This window comes from Kocuria sp. KH4, assembly GCF_053711175.1.
On sequence record NZ_JBSJYX010000002.1, the window covers coordinates 63,203 to 78,587 of the forward strand.

The 15,385-nt window shown below is 75.0% G+C and carries 16 protein-coding genes; 4 read left to right on the forward strand and 12 right to left on the reverse strand.

The genetic code is table 11. The annotated features are described in order from the left end of the window. Window positions 1-43: 43 nt before the first annotated feature. The 5 genes from ACWCOM_RS02410 to ACWCOM_RS02430 form a co-directional block, all read right to left on the reverse strand. Window positions 44-583 carry a hypothetical protein gene (locus ACWCOM_RS02410; protein WP_454547141.1) on the reverse strand — a complete coding sequence of 180 codons (540 nt, stop codon included), beginning with the start codon at window positions 581-583 and terminating at the stop codon, window positions 44-46. 122 nt (window positions 584-705) lie between these two features. Next, window positions 706-1,719, reverse strand: coding sequence for a metal ABC transporter substrate-binding protein (locus ACWCOM_RS02415; protein WP_454547142.1), 1,014 nt, complete (start codon window positions 1,717-1,719; stop codon window positions 706-708). A 59-nt stretch (window positions 1,720-1,778) separates the two neighbouring features. Next, window positions 1,779-2,168 carry a Fur family transcriptional regulator gene (locus tag ACWCOM_RS02420; RefSeq protein ID WP_454547143.1) on the reverse strand — a complete coding sequence of 130 codons (390 nt, stop codon included), beginning with the start codon at window positions 2,166-2,168 and terminating at the stop codon, window positions 1,779-1,781. Between the two features lie 2 nt (window positions 2,169-2,170). Then, window positions 2,171-3,079, reverse strand: coding sequence for a metal ABC transporter permease (locus ACWCOM_RS02425; RefSeq protein WP_454547315.1), 909 nt, complete (start codon window positions 3,077-3,079; stop codon window positions 2,171-2,173). A 2-nt stretch (window positions 3,080-3,081) separates the two neighbouring features. Then, entirely contained in the window at window positions 3,082-3,900 is an 819-nt protein-coding gene (locus tag ACWCOM_RS02430; protein ID WP_454547144.1) for a metal ABC transporter ATP-binding protein, read from the reverse strand. 96 nt (window positions 3,901-3,996) lie between these two features. Here ACWCOM_RS02430 and ACWCOM_RS02435 point away from each other — a divergent pair, with 96 nt between their 5' ends. After that, on the forward strand, window positions 3,997-5,103 hold the full coding sequence (locus tag ACWCOM_RS02435) for a GTP-binding protein (protein WP_454547145.1): 1,107 nt from the start codon (window positions 3,997-3,999) through the stop codon (window positions 5,101-5,103). A 64-nt stretch (window positions 5,104-5,167) separates the two neighbouring features. Continuing rightward, entirely contained in the window at window positions 5,168-5,290 is a 123-nt protein-coding gene (ykgO, locus tag ACWCOM_RS02440) for a type B 50S ribosomal protein L36 (protein ID WP_026544400.1), read from the forward strand. A gap of 78 nt (window positions 5,291-5,368) precedes the next feature. On the opposite strand, the gene ACWCOM_RS02445 is transcribed toward ykgO, so the two are convergent. The 6 genes from ACWCOM_RS02445 to ACWCOM_RS02470 all read right to left on the reverse strand — a co-directional run bounded on the left by ACWCOM_RS02445 (window position 5,369) and on the right by ACWCOM_RS02470 (window position 12,251). Then, on the reverse strand, window positions 5,369-7,189 hold the full coding sequence (locus tag ACWCOM_RS02445; RefSeq protein WP_454547146.1) for an ABC transporter permease subunit: 1,821 nt from the start codon (window positions 7,187-7,189) through the stop codon (window positions 5,369-5,371). A gap of 8 nt (window positions 7,190-7,197) precedes the next feature. After that, window positions 7,198-8,754, reverse strand: a complete 1,557-nt coding sequence (locus ACWCOM_RS02450) for an ABC transporter substrate-binding protein (RefSeq protein ID WP_454547147.1) — start codon at window positions 8,752-8,754, stop codon at window positions 7,198-7,200. Between the two features lie 185 nt (window positions 8,755-8,939). Beyond that, window positions 8,940-9,713: an ABC transporter ATP-binding protein gene (locus ACWCOM_RS02455; RefSeq protein ID WP_454547148.1), complete on the reverse strand. Its 774-nt coding sequence runs from the start codon at window positions 9,711-9,713 to the stop codon at window positions 8,940-8,942. Continuing rightward, a complete protein-coding gene (locus ACWCOM_RS02460) occupies window positions 9,710-10,555 on the reverse strand; it encodes an ATP-binding cassette domain-containing protein (RefSeq protein ID WP_454547149.1) in 846 nt (281 codons plus the stop codon). The genes ACWCOM_RS02455 and ACWCOM_RS02460 overlap by 4 nt, the downstream gene beginning before the upstream one ends. 174 nt (window positions 10,556-10,729) lie before the next feature. Next, window positions 10,730-11,029 carry a hypothetical protein gene (locus ACWCOM_RS02465; protein ID WP_454547150.1) on the reverse strand — a complete coding sequence of 100 codons (300 nt, stop codon included), beginning with the start codon at window positions 11,027-11,029 and terminating at the stop codon, window positions 10,730-10,732. A gap of 211 nt (window positions 11,030-11,240) precedes the next feature. Further along, window positions 11,241-12,251 carry a metal ABC transporter substrate-binding protein gene (locus ACWCOM_RS02470; protein ID WP_454547151.1) on the reverse strand — a complete coding sequence of 337 codons (1,011 nt, stop codon included), beginning with the start codon at window positions 12,249-12,251 and terminating at the stop codon, window positions 11,241-11,243. Window positions 12,252-12,367: 116 nt separating this feature from the next. Here ACWCOM_RS02470 and ACWCOM_RS02475 point away from each other — a divergent pair, with 116 nt between their 5' ends. Then, window positions 12,368-13,813 carry a hypothetical protein gene (locus ACWCOM_RS02475; RefSeq protein WP_454547152.1) on the forward strand — a complete coding sequence of 482 codons (1,446 nt, stop codon included), beginning with the start codon at window positions 12,368-12,370 and terminating at the stop codon, window positions 13,811-13,813. 97 nt (window positions 13,814-13,910) lie between these two features. Next, window positions 13,911-14,354: a hypothetical protein gene (locus ACWCOM_RS02480; RefSeq protein WP_454547153.1), complete on the forward strand. Its 444-nt coding sequence runs from the start codon at window positions 13,911-13,913 to the stop codon at window positions 14,352-14,354. A gap of 50 nt (window positions 14,355-14,404) precedes the next feature. Here ACWCOM_RS02480 and ACWCOM_RS02485 read toward each other — a convergent pair whose 3' ends face one another. Then, window positions 14,405-15,268, reverse strand: a complete 864-nt coding sequence (locus ACWCOM_RS02485) for a serine hydrolase (RefSeq protein ID WP_454547154.1) — start codon at window positions 15,266-15,268, stop codon at window positions 14,405-14,407. Window positions 15,269-15,385: the final 117 nt, after the last annotated feature.

Here is a 15,385-nt window from a genome sequence, read left to right on the forward strand (position 1 = left end):
GCCGGGGCGTCACCGGTGCCGGCGCGGTGCCGGCCGTCGGCGCTCAGTCGAGCTCGACGACGGTGACCGGCAGGGGCAGGGACTGCGCGTCGAAGGCGATCTGCTCGGAGAACGGGTTGCCGTCCTCGTCGCGGCCCACGCACAGGGCGAGCACCGTCGCGGCGTCGGGCCCGACCATCAGGGTCCAGTGCTGGCCGTTCGCGTCCACGGCGTGGGCCTGGTGGTCGAGGTCCACGCCGCCCTCCAGGTCGGCGAAGCGGACCCGGTAGTCCTCCAGCTCCTCGGGGGTCTGCAGCACCCCGGCGGAGACCACCGCCTCCTCGTCGCCGGTGACGGCCGGGGCCACCGGGTAGGCGATGCGGAAGGGCGGCTCGAGCACCTCCAGCAGCTCCCGGGCCGGGCTGGCGTCGTCGCCGCGCAGCCAGAGCCGGCCGGTCCCGTCGACGAAGCCGGCGTACTCCTCGTCGTTGGGGTAGAAGCACAGGAAGCCCGAGCCGGGGATCCGCGCGGCCAGCCCGGCGAGGTCCTCGGCGCGGTCCACGGCGAGGAATCGGGTGAGGGGCTCCAGCGGCAGGGGTTCCACGGGTGTTGTCTCCTTGGCGTTCGGCGGGCGGCGGGCCGACCGCGTGCTGGCCGATCCCGGACGCCCTACGCTACGCCGCCGGGGGCCGGTCGTGGGCCGGACCCGCGCGGACGGCCGCCGCCCTACGCGCAGTCCAGCGCGGTGCGCAGCGCCTCGAGGTTGCCGCGCATGACCTGCTGGTAGTCGGCGTTCTCGTCGCCCTGGGCCTCCACCGGGTCCAGCACCGCGGTCTCGATCCCGTGCTCGGCCGCCAGGGTCTCGGCGACCTTCGGGTTGACCAGGGACTCGGAGAACACCGTGGTGACGCCCTCGGCCTCGACGACCTCGCCAATCTCGGCCAGCCGGGCGGGAGAGGGCTCGGTCTCGGGGTCGAGCCCGGCGATGCCCACCTGCTCGAGGCCGTACTTGTCCGCCAGGTACCCGTAGGCCTCGTGGGAGACCACGATGGTGTTCCGCTCACAGGTGGCCAGCCCTTCGGTGAACTCCTCGTCCAGGGCGGTCAGCTCCGTGGTCAGCTGCTCGGCGTTGGCCTCGTAGGCGGCGGCGTTGTCCGGGTCGATCTCGGCCAGCTCGTGGGAGACCTCGGTGGCGACCGCGGCGAGCCGCTCGGGGTCCAGCCAGAAGTGCGGGTCCTCCCCGCCGTGGTCGTGGCCGTCGCCTCCGGCCGCCTCGGCGTGCTCCTCCTCGGCGTGCCCCTCGGGGCCGTGGGCCTGCGCGCTGTGGGCCTCGTCCGCGGCCGCGTGCTCCTCCGCCGAGTGGGCCTCCCCGCCCTCCACCCCGGCGTGCGCGGCGTCGAGGGCGTGCTCGGGAGCCGCCTGGGCCACGGCGTCGTCGACCGCCGGCTGGAACCCGGAGAGGTACACCACCGCGTCCGCGGTGCGCAGCCCGTCGACCGCCGCGGGGGACAGCTCCAGGTCGTGCGGCTCGGTCCCGGCCGGCGTGAGCGACTCCACCGTCACGAGGTCCCCGCCGACGCGCTCGGTGACGTACTGCAGCGGGTAGAAGGACGCCTGCACCGTCAGCGCCTCCCCCGCTCCGGCGGCCCCCGACGGGTCGGCGGAGTCCGCGGCGCACGAGGACAGGGCGAGGGCAGCGGCCAGGGAGAGGGGCGCGATGAGGGCACGGGAGGAGACCATGAGAACAATTCTCAGACGGGCTGAGAATCATTGTCAAAATGCCTCCGCAGTGCGGACGCTCAGGGGGCGCGCCGGCAGGCGTCGCAGACCCCGTGCAGCTCGATCGCGTGGGAGACGTCGGTGAAGCCGTGCCGTCGGGCGGCCTGGACGGCCCACCGCTCCACCGCCGTCTCGGCCACCTCCACGGTGTGCCCGCAGCGGCGGCACACCAGGTGGTGGTGGTGCTCCGCGCGGGCGCACCGGCGGTACCGCATCTCTCCGCCCGGGGCGGCGAGAGCGTCGACCTCCCCGGCCTCGGCCAGGGCGCCGAGGTTCCGGTAGACGGTGGCCAGGGAGACCGGGTCCCCCTGCTCCGCCAGCATGGCGTGGAGCTGCTGGGCGGAGCGGAACTCGGGGGTGCGGTCGAGCAGCTCCGTGAGGGCGGAGCGCTGCCGGGTGGTCCGTGACATGGTCATGCTCCTCGCAGCCGGAGGTCGTCGTCGACGTCGTGGGTGTCCGCCGCGGCGGAGGGCCGCACCCGACCCAGCAGGGGGCGGACGAGCAGGGCGAGCACGTAGCAGCCGATGGACAGCACCACGATCATGGCGCCCGGGGACAGCGGCTGGACGTACGTGATGGCCAGGCCCGCCACGCACACCGCGGCCCCGACGGCCATGGCCGTGCCCATGGTCCCGGCGAAGGAGCGGGCGAGCAGCTGGGCGACGGCGACCGGGACGATCATCACCGCGGAGACCAGGAGCACGCCGACCACGCGCATCGACACGGACACGGTCAGGGCGGCCATGACGGCGACCAGGATGTTCAGCGCCCGGACGGGCAGGCCGGTGGCGAGGGCGAACTCCTCGTCGTGGCACAGGGAGAACAGGGCCGGACGCAGCCCGAGCCCCACGCCGAGGACCACCGCGGCCAGCCCGGCGGTGAGCCAGACGTCCAGGGTCGTGACCGTGGCGATGGAGCCGAAGAGGTAGCCGGTGAGGTTGGCCGACGTCCCGCCGGCCAGCCCGATCAGCAGCACCCCGCCGGCGATGCCGCCGTAGAACAGCAGGGCCAGGGCGACGTCGCCGCTGGTGCGCCCGCGGGTGCGCATGACCTCGATGAGCACCGCGCCCACGACGGCCGCGACCACCGCCCCGGGCACGGCCAGGGCGTCGTGCGGGGTGAGCCCGGCCGCGGAGCCGGCCAGCCAGCCCATGGCCACCCCGGTCAGGGCCACGTGGCCGATGCCGTCCCCGAGCAGGGCCAGGCGGCGCTGCACGAGGTAGGTGCCGATCACCGGCGCGGAGACCCCGACCAGGACGGCGATCAGCAGCCCGCGCTGCATCAGGGGACTGGCCAGCATGGCGCTGAGGGTCTCGATCATGGTCACTGCGGCTTTCCGTGGAGATCGGGGGCGGAGGGCACGGGGGCGGGCGCGTCCCCGTGCGGGTGCAGGTGCTCGTGGTCGGGGGCGTCGTGCCCCGGGGCCGGCTGCGGGGGGCTGCCGTCGTGGACGACGTGCCCGTGACGCAGCACCACGGCGCGGTCCAGCAGCGGGGCCAGCTCGCCCAGTTCGTGCAGCACGACGAGCAGCGTGGTGCCGTCGGCCTGCAGCCGCGCCAGGATGCGGGCCACGGCCTCCCGGGAGACCTGGTCCACCCCGGACAGCGGCTCGTCGAGCAGCAGCAGCCGCGGGCGCCGCACCAGCGCCCGGGCGATCAGCACCCGCTGCTGCTGGCCCCCGGAGAAGATCGCCACGCTCTCGTGCGCCCGGTCGGCCAGGCCCACCTGGTCGAGGGCGTCGAGGCACCTCTGCCGGGCGCCGGCGCCCGGGCGCAGCCGCCGGTGGCCCGTCAGGCCCGCGGACACGACCTCCAGCGCCGTGGCCGGCACCCCGGCGCCGACGCCGACCCGCTGGGGGACGTAGCCGATGCTCGGCCACGGCACGCTCCGGCGGGCGGTGACGTCGGCGCCGAAGAGCCGGGCCTCGCCGGACGCGACCGGCACGATGCCGAGCAGGGCCTTGAGGAGCGTCGACTTGCCGGAGCCGTTGCCGCCCATCAGGGCCACGGCGGCGCCGTCGGCGACGGACAGGTCCACCCCGCGCAGCACGGGAGTGGCGCCGTACGCCACGGTGAGGCCCTCCGTGCGGATCGCCGGGTCGTTCCCCGGAGCCGGGGCCGCCGGCGCGGATCGCAGTTTCATGCGATCCATTCTCAAGAAAATGAGAACGATGGTCAATTCGCCGACGTCCCGGCTCTCGTCTTTGTTTGAGAATGATTCTTATGTAGGGTGACGGACATGCGCCTCGTCATGGTCAGTTCCCTGGACGCCCTGAGCCGTCAGCGGGCCTGCGCGTCCCTCGCGGAGGCCCTGCCCCGCGCCGTCGTGGTGCTGCAGGACCTGCTCGACGACGGCACGGTGGTCCGCCGGACGCTCCGGCCCGGCTTCGCCGCGCACCGGGAGGCGACCCCGCTGGAGCACGGCTGCCCCGGCTGCGCGGTTCGCCTCGACCTCGTCCCGGCCCTCGCGGGCCTGCAGGAGGCCGGCGCCGAGCACGTGGTCGTGGGCCTGCCGCCGGGCGTGCCGACCTCGACGGCGACCCGCGCCCTGCACCACCTGCTCGACCGCCCGCCGACCGTGGAGTCGGCGGTGCTCGCCTGCTCCCCGGCCGCGGTGGAGGACCGGATCTGGGACGGGCAGACCCTCGCGCAGGCCGGCTGCACCGCCGTGGACGGGGACGAGCGGACCGGCGGGGAGTTCCTGGTCGAGGAGCTGGCCTTCGCCGACACGGTGCTGCTGGCCGATCCCGAGCTGGTGCCCGTCGGCGCCGAGGAGCGCGCCCGCGGCGTCCAGCTGCTGCGAGAGCTGGCCCGGCACGCGGACGTCGTCGAGCACGGCGGGGACGTCCGCCCGGGGCGGCACCGTCCCGCCGAGGCCCGGCACCGCGCCGCCTCCGGGTGCCTGGAGCCGCCCCGGGGCGCGCCGTCCTCACCGTTCAGCACCGTGGTGCACCGGGTGGAGCGCCCGCTGCACCCGGAGCGCTTCCGGCACGCGCTGGCCGCGCTGGCCGCGGGCTGCTGCTGGCTGCGCGGGCACGTCTGCCTGGCGGTCGCCCCGGAGCACCGCATCCTCGTCCAGGGGGTCGGTCCGCGGGTGTGGCTCGAGAACGCCGGCCCGTGGCCGGTGGAGCCGCGCGACCCGCACGGCCTCGACCTGCACGGCCTCGGCCCGGACGTGGTGCCGGCCGGCCCCGGGGAGCACGCCACGGTGCTGGCCGCCACCGGGGCGGACCTGGACGCGGCCGAGATGACCCGGCTGCTGGCCGCCTGCCAGCTCACGGAGGAGGAGCTGCGGTCCGGGATCACCGGACTGAGCGACCCGTTCGGCATCAGCTCGCCGAACTGATATCGAGGGGCCCGCACCGGGCTTCCCCTCACCGACCGCCAGCACGACAACCAGGAGGAACGACATGAAAGTACGCAACTCGCTGCGCGCCCTGAAGAAGGTCCCCGGCGCCCAGGTGGTCCGCCGCCGCGGCCGCACCTTCGTGATCAACAAGAAGAACCCGCGGATGAAGGCGCGTCAGGGCTGAGCCCGGGACCTCACGACGACGAACGGCCGCCGCCCGACCGAGGTACGGCGGCGGCCGTTCGTCGTCGTGGTGGCGGGCTCAGCCCCGCACCGGCTCCACCGGCACGGCCGGCGCTGCCGGATCCGTGCCGGGCGCAGGAACAGGGACCGCGGCAGGATGCCCCAACCCGGGGCGGGAGACCCGCCGTGACCCCTCGGCGCTGGAGAGGGCGACGGCCAGCACGGAGGCCAGCACCAGAGCTCCGGCGGGGCCGAGCACGGTCCACGGGGCGCGCTCGACGTAGCCGATCCCTTCGGACAGCAGCAGCCCCCACTCCGGGGCCGGCGGCTGCTGTCCCAGGCCCAGGAAGCCGAGCGCGGCGATGGCCAGGGCGGTGCCGGGCAGGCGCAGGACGGCGTGCCGGGCCACCTCGGGCAGCAGGGCGGGCAGGACCGTGCCGGTCAGGATGCGAGCGCGGCCCGCGCCCAGCAGGGGCAGCACCCGCACGTAGGGGCGGGCCGAGATCTCGGCCACCAGGGCGGCGGTGTGGGCGGCCAGTGGCGCCCAGCTCACCAGTGTGACGGCCACGGCCGCCCCGGCCGCCGAGGGGCCGGCCACCGCGACGACGAGGATGCCGGCGATGATCGGGGGCGCCGCATTGGTGACCTCCACCGGACCGGTGGACCACGCCCCCGCCATCCCGACGACCAGCCCGATGAGCAGGCACGCGGCGACCACGAGCAGGGCCAGGCCCAGGGTGTCCAGCGCACCGTGGCCCACCCGGGCCAGCACGTCCCGCCCGGCGGCGTCCGCCCCCAGCGGCAGCGCCCAGGAGGGCGCCTCGAGCCGGGCGTGGGCGGAGGTGTAGGGGTCCCGGAACAGCCCGGCCACGATCAGGGCGAGCAGCGCCCCGCCGGAGACCGCCGGCACCACCCACCACCACCGGCGCGGGGCCGGCGGCGGGCCGGGGACGGGCAGGTCCCCGGAGCGGGCGGCCGGGCCGAGCAGGGATCGGCGGATCAGGGCGGCCAGGGCCCCGAGGGCCGCCGCAAGGACGAGGAGCAGGAGGACCCCTGCCTGCAGAGCGGGAATGTCCTGGGCCGCGGCGGCCCCGAGCAGGGTCCGGCCCAGGCCGGGGATCGCGAAGACCTCCTCGACGGGCACCGCCCCGCCGGTGAGCCCGACGACGACGAGGGCGATCTGCCCGATCACCCCGGGCAGGGCCCGGTGCAGGGCCGCGAGAGCGATCCGGGCCCTCGAGTGCCCGGCCACGGCCCAGGTGTGCACCCAGCGTTCGGTGAACGCCCCGGCCAGCGCGGTCGAGAGCAGCCTCCCGATCAGTCCGCCGCCGGGCAGACCGAGGGCCAGGGCCGGGAGCACCACGTGCTCGGGCCCCCGCCACCCGTAGGGCGGAAGCCAGCCCGCCCACACCGCGACCACGATCAGCAGGACGGCCGCGAGCAGGAACTCCGGCAGCGCGGTCAGCGCGGCGGCCGCCGCCCCGGCCCCGCGGGCGGGGCGCCCGGCCAGCCCGGCGCGGACGGTGGGCAGGCAGGTCAGGGCGGCCACGACCAGGGCGACGGTCAGGGCGGCGCCCATCAGGGTCAGGGAGACACCGAGGGCGTCCAGGACACCGGGCAGGACCGGGCGGCCGCTGATCCAGGAGGTCCCGAAGTCCCCGGTGAGGACGCCGGAGGCCCAGTCGGCGAAGACGGCCACCGGGCCTCCGTCCAGGCCCAGCTCGGTCCGGATCTGGGCCAGCACCTCCGGGGTGGCCGGCCGGTCCGCGTAGCGGGCGCGCAGCACGGTGTACTCCGGGGAATTGCCCGACAGCCACGGCAGGGCCCCGATCAGCACGACCACGGCGGCGAAGGCCAGGGCCCGCGAGATCAGAGCCGCGGCCCCCGACCGGCTCGGCACACGGAACCTCACTCGGCGACGGTGGTCTCGGCGGTGATCAGCTCGCGCTCGCGGGGGTCACGGGCCGCGCCCTCCACACCGTCCTGCTCGCCCTGGATGACGCGCTCGTGGAGCATCGGGACCGCGGCGTCCTCGGCGAGGACCGCGGCCTCCGCCTCCATGATCGCCGTCCGGCGCTCCTCGCCGGGAGCGGCCTTCCCGGCCTTGTCGAGGGCGGCGTCGACGGCCTCGGAGCAGAACTGGGAGATGTTGAAGGATCCGTCGCAGCCGAAGTCGCTGACCATGTAGGCCACCGGGTCCCCGGAGTCCAGCACGGTGGCCCGGGAGAGGATGAAGGCGTCGAACGCGCCCTCGAGGGCGTCGGCCTCGATGTACTGGTACTCCCGGACGTCGAGCTCCACCTCGAAGCCCGCCTTCTCCAGCTGCTGCTGGAGCTGCACGGCGACCTCGGGCAGCTCGGCGCGGTCGGTGAAGGTGCCGATGGTGATCTTCCGCCCCGCGGGGTCCCCGGCCTCGGCGCGGCCGGCCAGCAGCTCACGGTAGGCGTCGGTGTTCCGCTGCTCCGCCGCGTAGGGGATGGCGGGTCCGAGCAGGCCGGCGGCCACGTCGGCGCGGCCCTCGTAGACCCCGTCCACGATGCCCTGCGGGTCGAGGGCCTCCCGCGCCGCCGCCCGCAGGGCGGGGTCGGCGAACGGGCCGTCCTGGGTGTTCAGGTACAGGGTGTTGGTGCGCGGCATCGGCACCTCCGCCAGGAGGTCCTCCTCGACCTGGGCGGCCTGGCCCACCGGCACGGCCTCGACGACGTCGGCCTCACCGGTCCGCAGCGCGGCGGCCCGGGCCGTGCCGTCGGGCACGAAGGACACGTCGATGCCGGCGGCGGCCGCGGCGCCGTCCCAGTGGTCCTCGTAGCGCTCCAGGGTGGCGCCGGAGGTGCCGTCGACCGCGGTGAGCTCGAACGGCCCGGTGCCGTGGCCGACCGGGTCCACCGCGGTGCCCTCGTAGGCGGCCGGGGCGAGGACCGACAGCTGCGGGCTGGACAGCCGCTGCGGGACCAGCGGGTCGGTCTCGGCGGTGGTGACCCGCACGGTGTCGCCCTCGGCCGCCACGGTCATCTCGACCCCGTCGAGGATGCGCGGGGCCGGCTCGGCCGTCACGGCCCGGTCCAGGGAGGCGGCGACGTTCTCGGCGGTGAGCTCCGTGCCGTCGTGGAAGGTGACCCCGTCCCGGATCGTGAAGGACCAGGTGGTGTCGTCGACCTGCTCCCACGCGGTGGCCAGCATGGGCTGGGCGTCCCCGGCCTCGTCCAGCCGGACCAGGGTCTCGGCGGTGGACCAGCGGGAGAGCTTGAAGGCGTCATCGCTGAGCGGGGACAGCCCCGAGCGCGGCGGCTGGAGCATGGCCAGCTCCACGCGGGCGTCGGTGGTGTCGCCGGAGCCCTCGGCGGAGGGGGCGCCGGAGCCCTCGGAGAAGCAGCCGGTGAGCAGCAACAGGCTGACCCCGGCCAGGCCGAGGCCGGTGGTCCGGCGGGCGGAAGGGCGGAGGAGGACGGAGGGGCGAGAGGGCATCAGCGGGCTCTTTCGGTGTGCTGGACGACGGATGGTCGGGTGGACGGTCGGGTGGATCGGGGACGGCGAGGTGGTGCGGGGACGCCGGACCTCGGGGCCCGGCGAGCGGTGGGCGCCCGCGGAGAGCAGGGCGAGCAGGATCGACGGGGTGTCGCGAGGTGCCGGGGGACGGCAGGGTGCGGGTCTCAGGCGGGCAGGCGCGGAACGGCGTCCACCAGCTGCCGGGTCGTCGGATGGCGGGGGCTCTCGAGGAGCCGGTCAGCCGGCCCCTCCTCCACCACCTGCCCGCGGTCGAGCACCAGGGCGCGCTCGCACAGGGAACGGACCGCGGTGAGGTCGTGGGAGATGAACAGCAGCCCCAGACCCCCGCGCACGTGCTGGTCCTGCAGCAGATCCAGCACCTGGTTGCGCAGCGGCAGGTCGAGGCCGCTGACCGCCTCGTCGGCCAGGAGGATGCGGGGGCGGGTCACCAGGGCCCGGGCGATGGCCACGCGCTGGGCCTGGCCGCCGGAGAGCTCGTGGGCCCGCCGGCCCAGGTGCTCGGCGCCGAGCCCGACCTGCTCCAGGGCGTCCCGGACCAGGTGCGGGTGGTCGCCCGGGACGCGGAAGCGCCGCAGCGGCTCCAGCAGCTGGCGCTCGACGCTGCGCCGCGGGTCCAGGCTGGAGGCCGGGTCCTGCGGAACGTACTGCACGGCCTGCCGGGCCCGCCGGATCCGCTGCCGGCCGGTCAGGGGCATGTCGTCGAAGAGGACCTCACCCTGATCGGGGCGCTCCACGGCCAGCAGCAGGGACAGCAGCGTGGACTTGCCCGATCCGGAAGGCCCCACCACGCCCAGCGCCTCACCCTCGCGCACCTCGAGGTCGACCCCGCGCACCGCGGTCACCTCCCCGGAGCGGGTCCGGTAGGTCCGGGTCAGTCCGGTGCCGCGCAGCGTCGTCGGCCCTGCCGGCCGGGTCACGAGGCCGCGCCCAGCGGTGCGGTGACGGACCCGAGGCCGGCGCGGGCGTCCGGGCCCGCCGGCGCCGCAGCGGGCCGGAGACCGGCGCGGGCGGCCGCGACCAGGGCCGCGGTGAACGCCGCCCGCGGCGACCGGAGCACCTGCTGCATCGGACCGGCCTCGACGACCCGCCCCCGGTCGAGCACCACGACGTCGTCGCAGAGGTCGGCGGCGACCGCCAGGTCGTGGGTGATGAACAGCAGCGCGCTGCGCCCCGGGCCCGTGCAGCGGCGCAGCGCCTCGACCACCTGGCGCTGACTGATCATGTCCAGGGCCGTGGTGGGTTCGTCGGCCACCAGCAGGTCCGGGGTCGCGGCCATCGCCAGGGCCAGGCACACGCGCTGTCGCTGCCCGCCGGACAACTGGGAGGGGTGGGTGCGCAGGATCCGCTCCGGGTCCTCGAAGCCGACCTCGCGGAGCAGCTCGGCCACGGTCCGGCCGGCCTCCGCCGTCCCGATCCGGCGCCGTCGGGCCACGGCGGGCAGGAGCTGCCGGTCCAGACGCACGACGGGGTTGAGTGCGGCCTGGGAGTCCTGGAAGACCGCGGCCATCCCCGGGCGCCGCCCCGGCGCCTGGCGCCAGGGCAGCTCACGGCCGTCGACCCGCAGGGCACCCCGCACGTCGAACTGAGGCCCCAGCAGTCCCAGCAGCGCCAGCACCGTGAGGGACTTCCCCGAGCCCGAGGCCCCGAGCAGGGCCACCCGTTGTCCGGGCTCCACCTGGAGGTCCACGCGGTGCAGCAACGACTGTCCGGGCACCGAGACCTCGAGGCCCCTCACCTCCACGCGGGCGGCACTGCGCACGGTCTCTCCTCGGATCGGACTCACCAACGACTCTTCATCGTAATGAGTATCATTCTCAGAACACAAAACGCGGTGCTCCCGACCGACGGGCGCTGGGGCCGCCGCGCGGAGCGTGCCGGGGCGCACCGGGGTGGATCGGCACGCTCCGGAACGCCGAGCGCCGCCGCCCCGGCCTCACCGCGGCGCGGCACCGGCGACCGGGGGCGGGAGCAGGACGTGCACGGCGCATGTCGCAGGCGCACCCAGGCCCTGCAGCAGGACCTCCACGGCACCGTCCTCCACGTGGGCGGCGGTCAGGTCCACGGTGACGGCCGTCCCCGGAGTCAGCGCAAGCGCCCGGCGGACGACCGGGCGCAGGCCCTGTTGGTTGACCCCGGTCAGGCGACCGGCGACGAGGACGTCGACCCGGCTCCCGTCGAGCTCGATCCGGACGAGCACCGAGATCCTGGCCGGCACGGAGTGCTCGTGCCGCACAGCCCCTCGGACACAACCCGGCACCACGGACGCGGAGGACCGATGCGCCCCCTCGCGCCGCCGGCGCGGCAGCGGTCCGCCCGGCTGCTCCACCCGCTGCCTCCGCGGCGGTCCCGTCGGGCGCCCTTTCGTCACGTCCAGGCACGGGCCGTGACCGCCAGGTGGTCTGCGGGCGCGGCGCGGAGACCGACCCCCCGGGCCGGGCAACGGATCAGCAGCCGAGTCCGGCACGGAGGGCCTCGAGGTTGTTGCGCATGACCTGCTGGTAGTCCTGGTCCGCGTCCACCTGCGACTCCACCGGGTCCAGCACCGCACTGTCGATGCCGTGGTCCTCGGCCAGCGTCCGGGCGACCTTGGGGTTCAGCTGCGACTCGGTGAACACCGTGGTCACCCCCTGCCCCTGGATGACGTTCCCGACCTCGGCCATCCGCGCCGGGGAGGGCTCGGCCTCCGGATCCAGGCCGGCGATGCCGAACTGCTCCAGCCCGTACTTCTCGGCCAGGTACCCGTAGGCCTCGTGGCCGGCCACGACGGTGTCCTGCTCGCAGGACGCCAGTCCGGTGCGGAACTGCTCGTCGAGGTCGTTCAGCTCCCCGGCCAGTGCGGCCGCGTTGGCGTCATAGGCGTCGGCGTTGTCGGGATCGGCCTCGCCGAACTCGTGGGCGAGCTCCTCGGCCACCGCGGCCAGCCGCTGCGGATCCAGCCAGAAGTGCGGGTCCACCCCACCGTGGTCGTGGTCATGGCCCTCGTGGCCGTGGTCGTGGCCCTCCTCCCCGTGGTCATGACCGTGGTCATGACTGTGGTCGTGGCCGTGCCCGTCGTGCGCGTGGTCGTGCTGGGGCGCGGCCATCAGGTCGGCGGGTCCGGCCGCATCGAGCACGTGCTCGGGAGCCGCCTGGTCCACCGCGTCGTCCACCGCGGCCTGGAACCCCGACAGATAGACCACCACGTCGGCCTCGCGGAGTCCGGCCACCGCCGCGGGGGACAGCTCCACGTCGTGCGCGTCGGCCCCGGCCGGGGTCAGCGAGTCGACGGCCACCAGGTCCCCGCCGACGCGTTCGCTGACGTACTGCAGGGGATAGAAGGACGCCGCCACCGACAACCCTCCTCCTGACCCGGCCTCAGCGGAGGACGTCGGCTCCGAGGCGGCACCGGAGCACGCGGAGAGGGCGGCGACCGACAGGAGGGCGGACGAGGACAGCACGACACGAGGCATATTCATGAGAACGAGTCTCATCTAAAGTGAGAATCATTGTCAAAACTCGACCACCCCCGAACCGCGACGCAACGCGGCCGCGAGACTTGAGAACGATTCTTATTATCATCTAGGGTTCGAGCATGCACACTTCTTCTCGCACCCTGACCTACTCCGGGCTCGTCGTGGCCGCACTGGCGCTGTCGGCCTGCTCTCCCGGAACGGCGGAGACCGAGCCCGCGGCCGACACGTCCGCAGCCGCCACGACCTCTGCGACGTCTCCGGCGTCACCGTCCGCCTCCGACGGGCCGGACTCGCGCCAGGAGGTCGCCTCCCTCACCCCGCGGGCGGTGCTCACCTACGACGGCGGCCTGATGACCCTCGACACCGAGTCCGGGGAGGTCCTCGGGACCGCCGAGCACGAGGGCTTCCTGCGGCTGAACAACGCCGGGGACGGCCGGCACGTGCTGGTCAGCGACGGCGACGCCTTCCGGCTCTTCGACACCGGCCTGATCGACCAGGCCCACGGCGGCCACTCCCACTACTACGAGCAGGCCCCCGCCCTGACCGGCACCGCCCTGGAGGCCCCCGAGGCCGCGCACGTGGTGGTGCACGAGGGGAGGACCGCGCTGTTCGCGGACGGCACCGGGGACATCCAGGTCCTGGACTCCGCCGCCTTCTCCGACGGGGTCGTGGAGGACGGCGAGGTGGAGCGCCACGCCACCGAGGCGGCCCACCACGGGGTGGCCGTGCCGCTGACGGACGGGAACCTGCTGCTCACCCAGGGCACCGAGGAGAGCCGCGACACCGTCCAGGTGGTGACCCCCGAGGGCGAGGTCGTGGCCGAGACCACCGACTGCCCCGGCGTGCACGGGGAGGCCGCGGCCGCTCCGACCGGGCAGGGCGACGTGATCTCCCTGGGCTGCGAGAACGGGCCCGTGGTCTACCGCGACGGCGCCTTCCACAAGGTCGCCGTCCAGGAGGACTACCAGCGCTCGGGCAACCAGTTCGGCTCCCACGAGTCCCCGATCGTGCTGGCCGACTACAAGACCGACCCCGACGCCGAGCAGGAGCGCCCCACGAGGATCGGGCTGATCGACACCCGCACGGATGAGATCCGCACGGTCGACCTCGGCTCGGCCTACTGGTTCCGCTCCCTGGCCCGCGGGCCCGAGGGCGAGGCCATGGTGCTGACCTACGACGGGCAGCTGAACATCCTCGACGAGGAGACCGGTGAGGTGCTGCACGAGGTCGCCGTCGTCGAACCGTGGGAGGAGCCCGAGGAGTGGCAGGAGCCCGGCCCGGCCGTCAAGGTCGCCGGGGACCGCGCCTACGTCACCGACGCCGCGGCGCAGAAGCTGCACGTGGTGGACATCGCCGCCGGCACCGTGGTGGACAGCTTCGACCTGCCGGAGACCCCCACCGAGATCGCCGTGGTCGACGGTGAGCCCGAGTCCCCCGCCGCGACCGGAGCCGGGCACGAGGGCCACGACCACGACGGTGACACGCACGAGGGCCACGACCACGACGGTGACACGCACGAGGGCCACGACCACGACGGTGACACGCACGAGGGCCACGAGCACTGAGCCGCCGCGCCGCTGACAGGGCGCCCGTCGGCCGGAGCATGACGACGGGCGCCCGCCGGCTGAGCACCGGACGCCACGGCCTCGGAAGGAGCCACCCATGACACGCCGCACGCCCCGCCCCCGGAAGCCGCCGAGGCACGAGTCGCCGGCTGATGCCGGCGGCCCGCTGGTGGCTGTATGCCGAGGTCACCGGTGCGCGGGCCTGCGCCGGCTGACCGGGACGGCCGATCAGGTGGAGCGCCTCCGGGAGGTGGTGCAGGGCACGGCGGGAGCCGTGCTGATCTCGTCGCCGTGCATGGGCCGGTGCGAGATGGCCTCGCTGGTCGCCGTCGCCCGGCGCGACGGGCCCAGCGGCCAGGTCGGCCCCACCGTGTGGCTGAGCGGGCTCGAGGACGCGGACCGCGCGGAGGCCCTGCACCGCTGGGTGGCTGCCGGCGGCCCCGCGCGGATCCACCAGCCCGAGCACGGCGCGCCGCGGTGCCTGCGGGACGCCGTGATCGGCTACGGACCGCCTCCCGTCGTCGAGCGTCGTGCCCGCTGACCCGTTCCGACCGCGAGGCGGTCACCGATGCGGAGCGAGCTCTCCGGAGGTCAGGCCGCCGTGGCCGCGTGCAGGTAGGCGTCGATCGCCTGTCCCGCACTCCGGAACCAGGGCCTGGCGTCGTCGTAGCCGGACCAGCCGTCGGTCAGCACGGCCACCACGTACTCCTGCCCGTTCAGCCGGACGAGTCCGGCGTCGTGCGAGACGTGGAGGAGCAGGCCGGTCTTGTGCGCGAACGCCACGTCCGGGGACAGTCCCGTGGACAGGGCGTAGTCCAGCTGCTGGGCCGCGAGGAAGCCGAGGAGCAGGGTGGTCGACGGCCCGGCGAGGAGCTCGCCTCCCCGCAGCCGGTCGAGGAGGTCGGCGACGTCGTCCGGTGTGGTGGTCATGGCCACGGTCCCCGCCTCCCCGGTGTCCGGGTCGTAGGTCGTGGACTCGAAGCCCTGCCCCTGGGCGAACGCCTGGACCTCGTGCCAGCCGAGCCACCGCCCGAGGGCCGCCCCGGAGACGTTGTCCGACCAGGTGATCATCCGCTCCACGGCCTCCCGGACGGTGAGGGTCGTGCCCGGCACGGTGTCGGTCAGGGCGATCACCCCCCGGTCCACCCGGTCGAGGACCGCATGGGCCAGGAAGAGCTTGTACAGGCTGGCGCTGGTGAAGGAGCGGTCCGGGTGGCGGGTCACCACCTCCGCGCCGGCCGGATCCAGGAGCACGAGCCCCAGCTCCCCCGGCACCTGCGCGGCCAGGACCTCCAGATCCGCCTGCAGGCGGGTGACCGCCGGATCGGTGGTCACCGCGGCGGCGACCGGCGCCGCGGGAGCCGTGCCGGCGCCGCCCCCGGCGAGGAGCAGCAGTGCTGCGACGGCCGCCGCGAGGCGCCCCCGGCGCGTGCGCGATCGAGTTCCTGAATGCATGGTGCGTCTCCGTTCCCCCACGGACGAGGCGCGGCCGGGACGGTTCCCCGGCGACAGGGCCATTCTGTGCCCCGCGGCGGTCTCCCACCACCCCCTGGGGCGCATCCGTTCCGCACG

Coding starts and splice junctions, on each gene's coding strand:
- ykgO (WP_026544400.1), top strand. CDS start 5,168: ATGAAAGTACGCAACTCGCTGCGCGCCCTGAAGAAGGTCCCCGGCGCC.
- ACWCOM_RS02425 (WP_454547315.1), bottom strand. CDS start 3,079: ATGATCGAGACCCTCAGCGCCATGCTGGCCAGTCCCCTGATGCAGCGC.
- ACWCOM_RS02450 (WP_454547147.1), bottom strand. CDS start 8,754: ATGCCCTCTCGCCCCTCCGTCCTCCTCCGCCCTTCCGCCCGCCGGACC.
- ACWCOM_RS02430 (WP_454547144.1), bottom strand. CDS start 3,900: ATGAAACTGCGATCCGCGCCGGCGGCCCCGGCTCCGGGGAACGACCCG.
- ACWCOM_RS02420 (WP_454547143.1), bottom strand. CDS start 2,168: ATGTCACGGACCACCCGGCAGCGCTCCGCCCTCACGGAGCTGCTCGAC.
- ACWCOM_RS02475 (WP_454547152.1), top strand. CDS start 12,368: ATGCACACTTCTTCTCGCACCCTGACCTACTCCGGGCTCGTCGTGGCC.
- ACWCOM_RS02435 (WP_454547145.1), top strand. CDS start 3,997: ATGCGCCTCGTCATGGTCAGTTCCCTGGACGCCCTGAGCCGTCAGCGG.
- ACWCOM_RS02485 (WP_454547154.1), bottom strand. CDS start 15,268: ATGCATTCAGGAACTCGATCGCGCACGCGCCGGGGGCGCCTCGCGGCG.
- ACWCOM_RS02470 (WP_454547151.1), bottom strand. CDS start 12,251: ATGAATATGCCTCGTGTCGTGCTGTCCTCGTCCGCCCTCCTGTCGGTC.
- ACWCOM_RS02415 (WP_454547142.1), bottom strand. CDS start 1,719: ATGGTCTCCTCCCGTGCCCTCATCGCGCCCCTCTCCCTGGCCGCTGCC.
- ACWCOM_RS02480 (WP_454547153.1), top strand. CDS start 13,911: ATGACACGCCGCACGCCCCGCCCCCGGAAGCCGCCGAGGCACGAGTCG.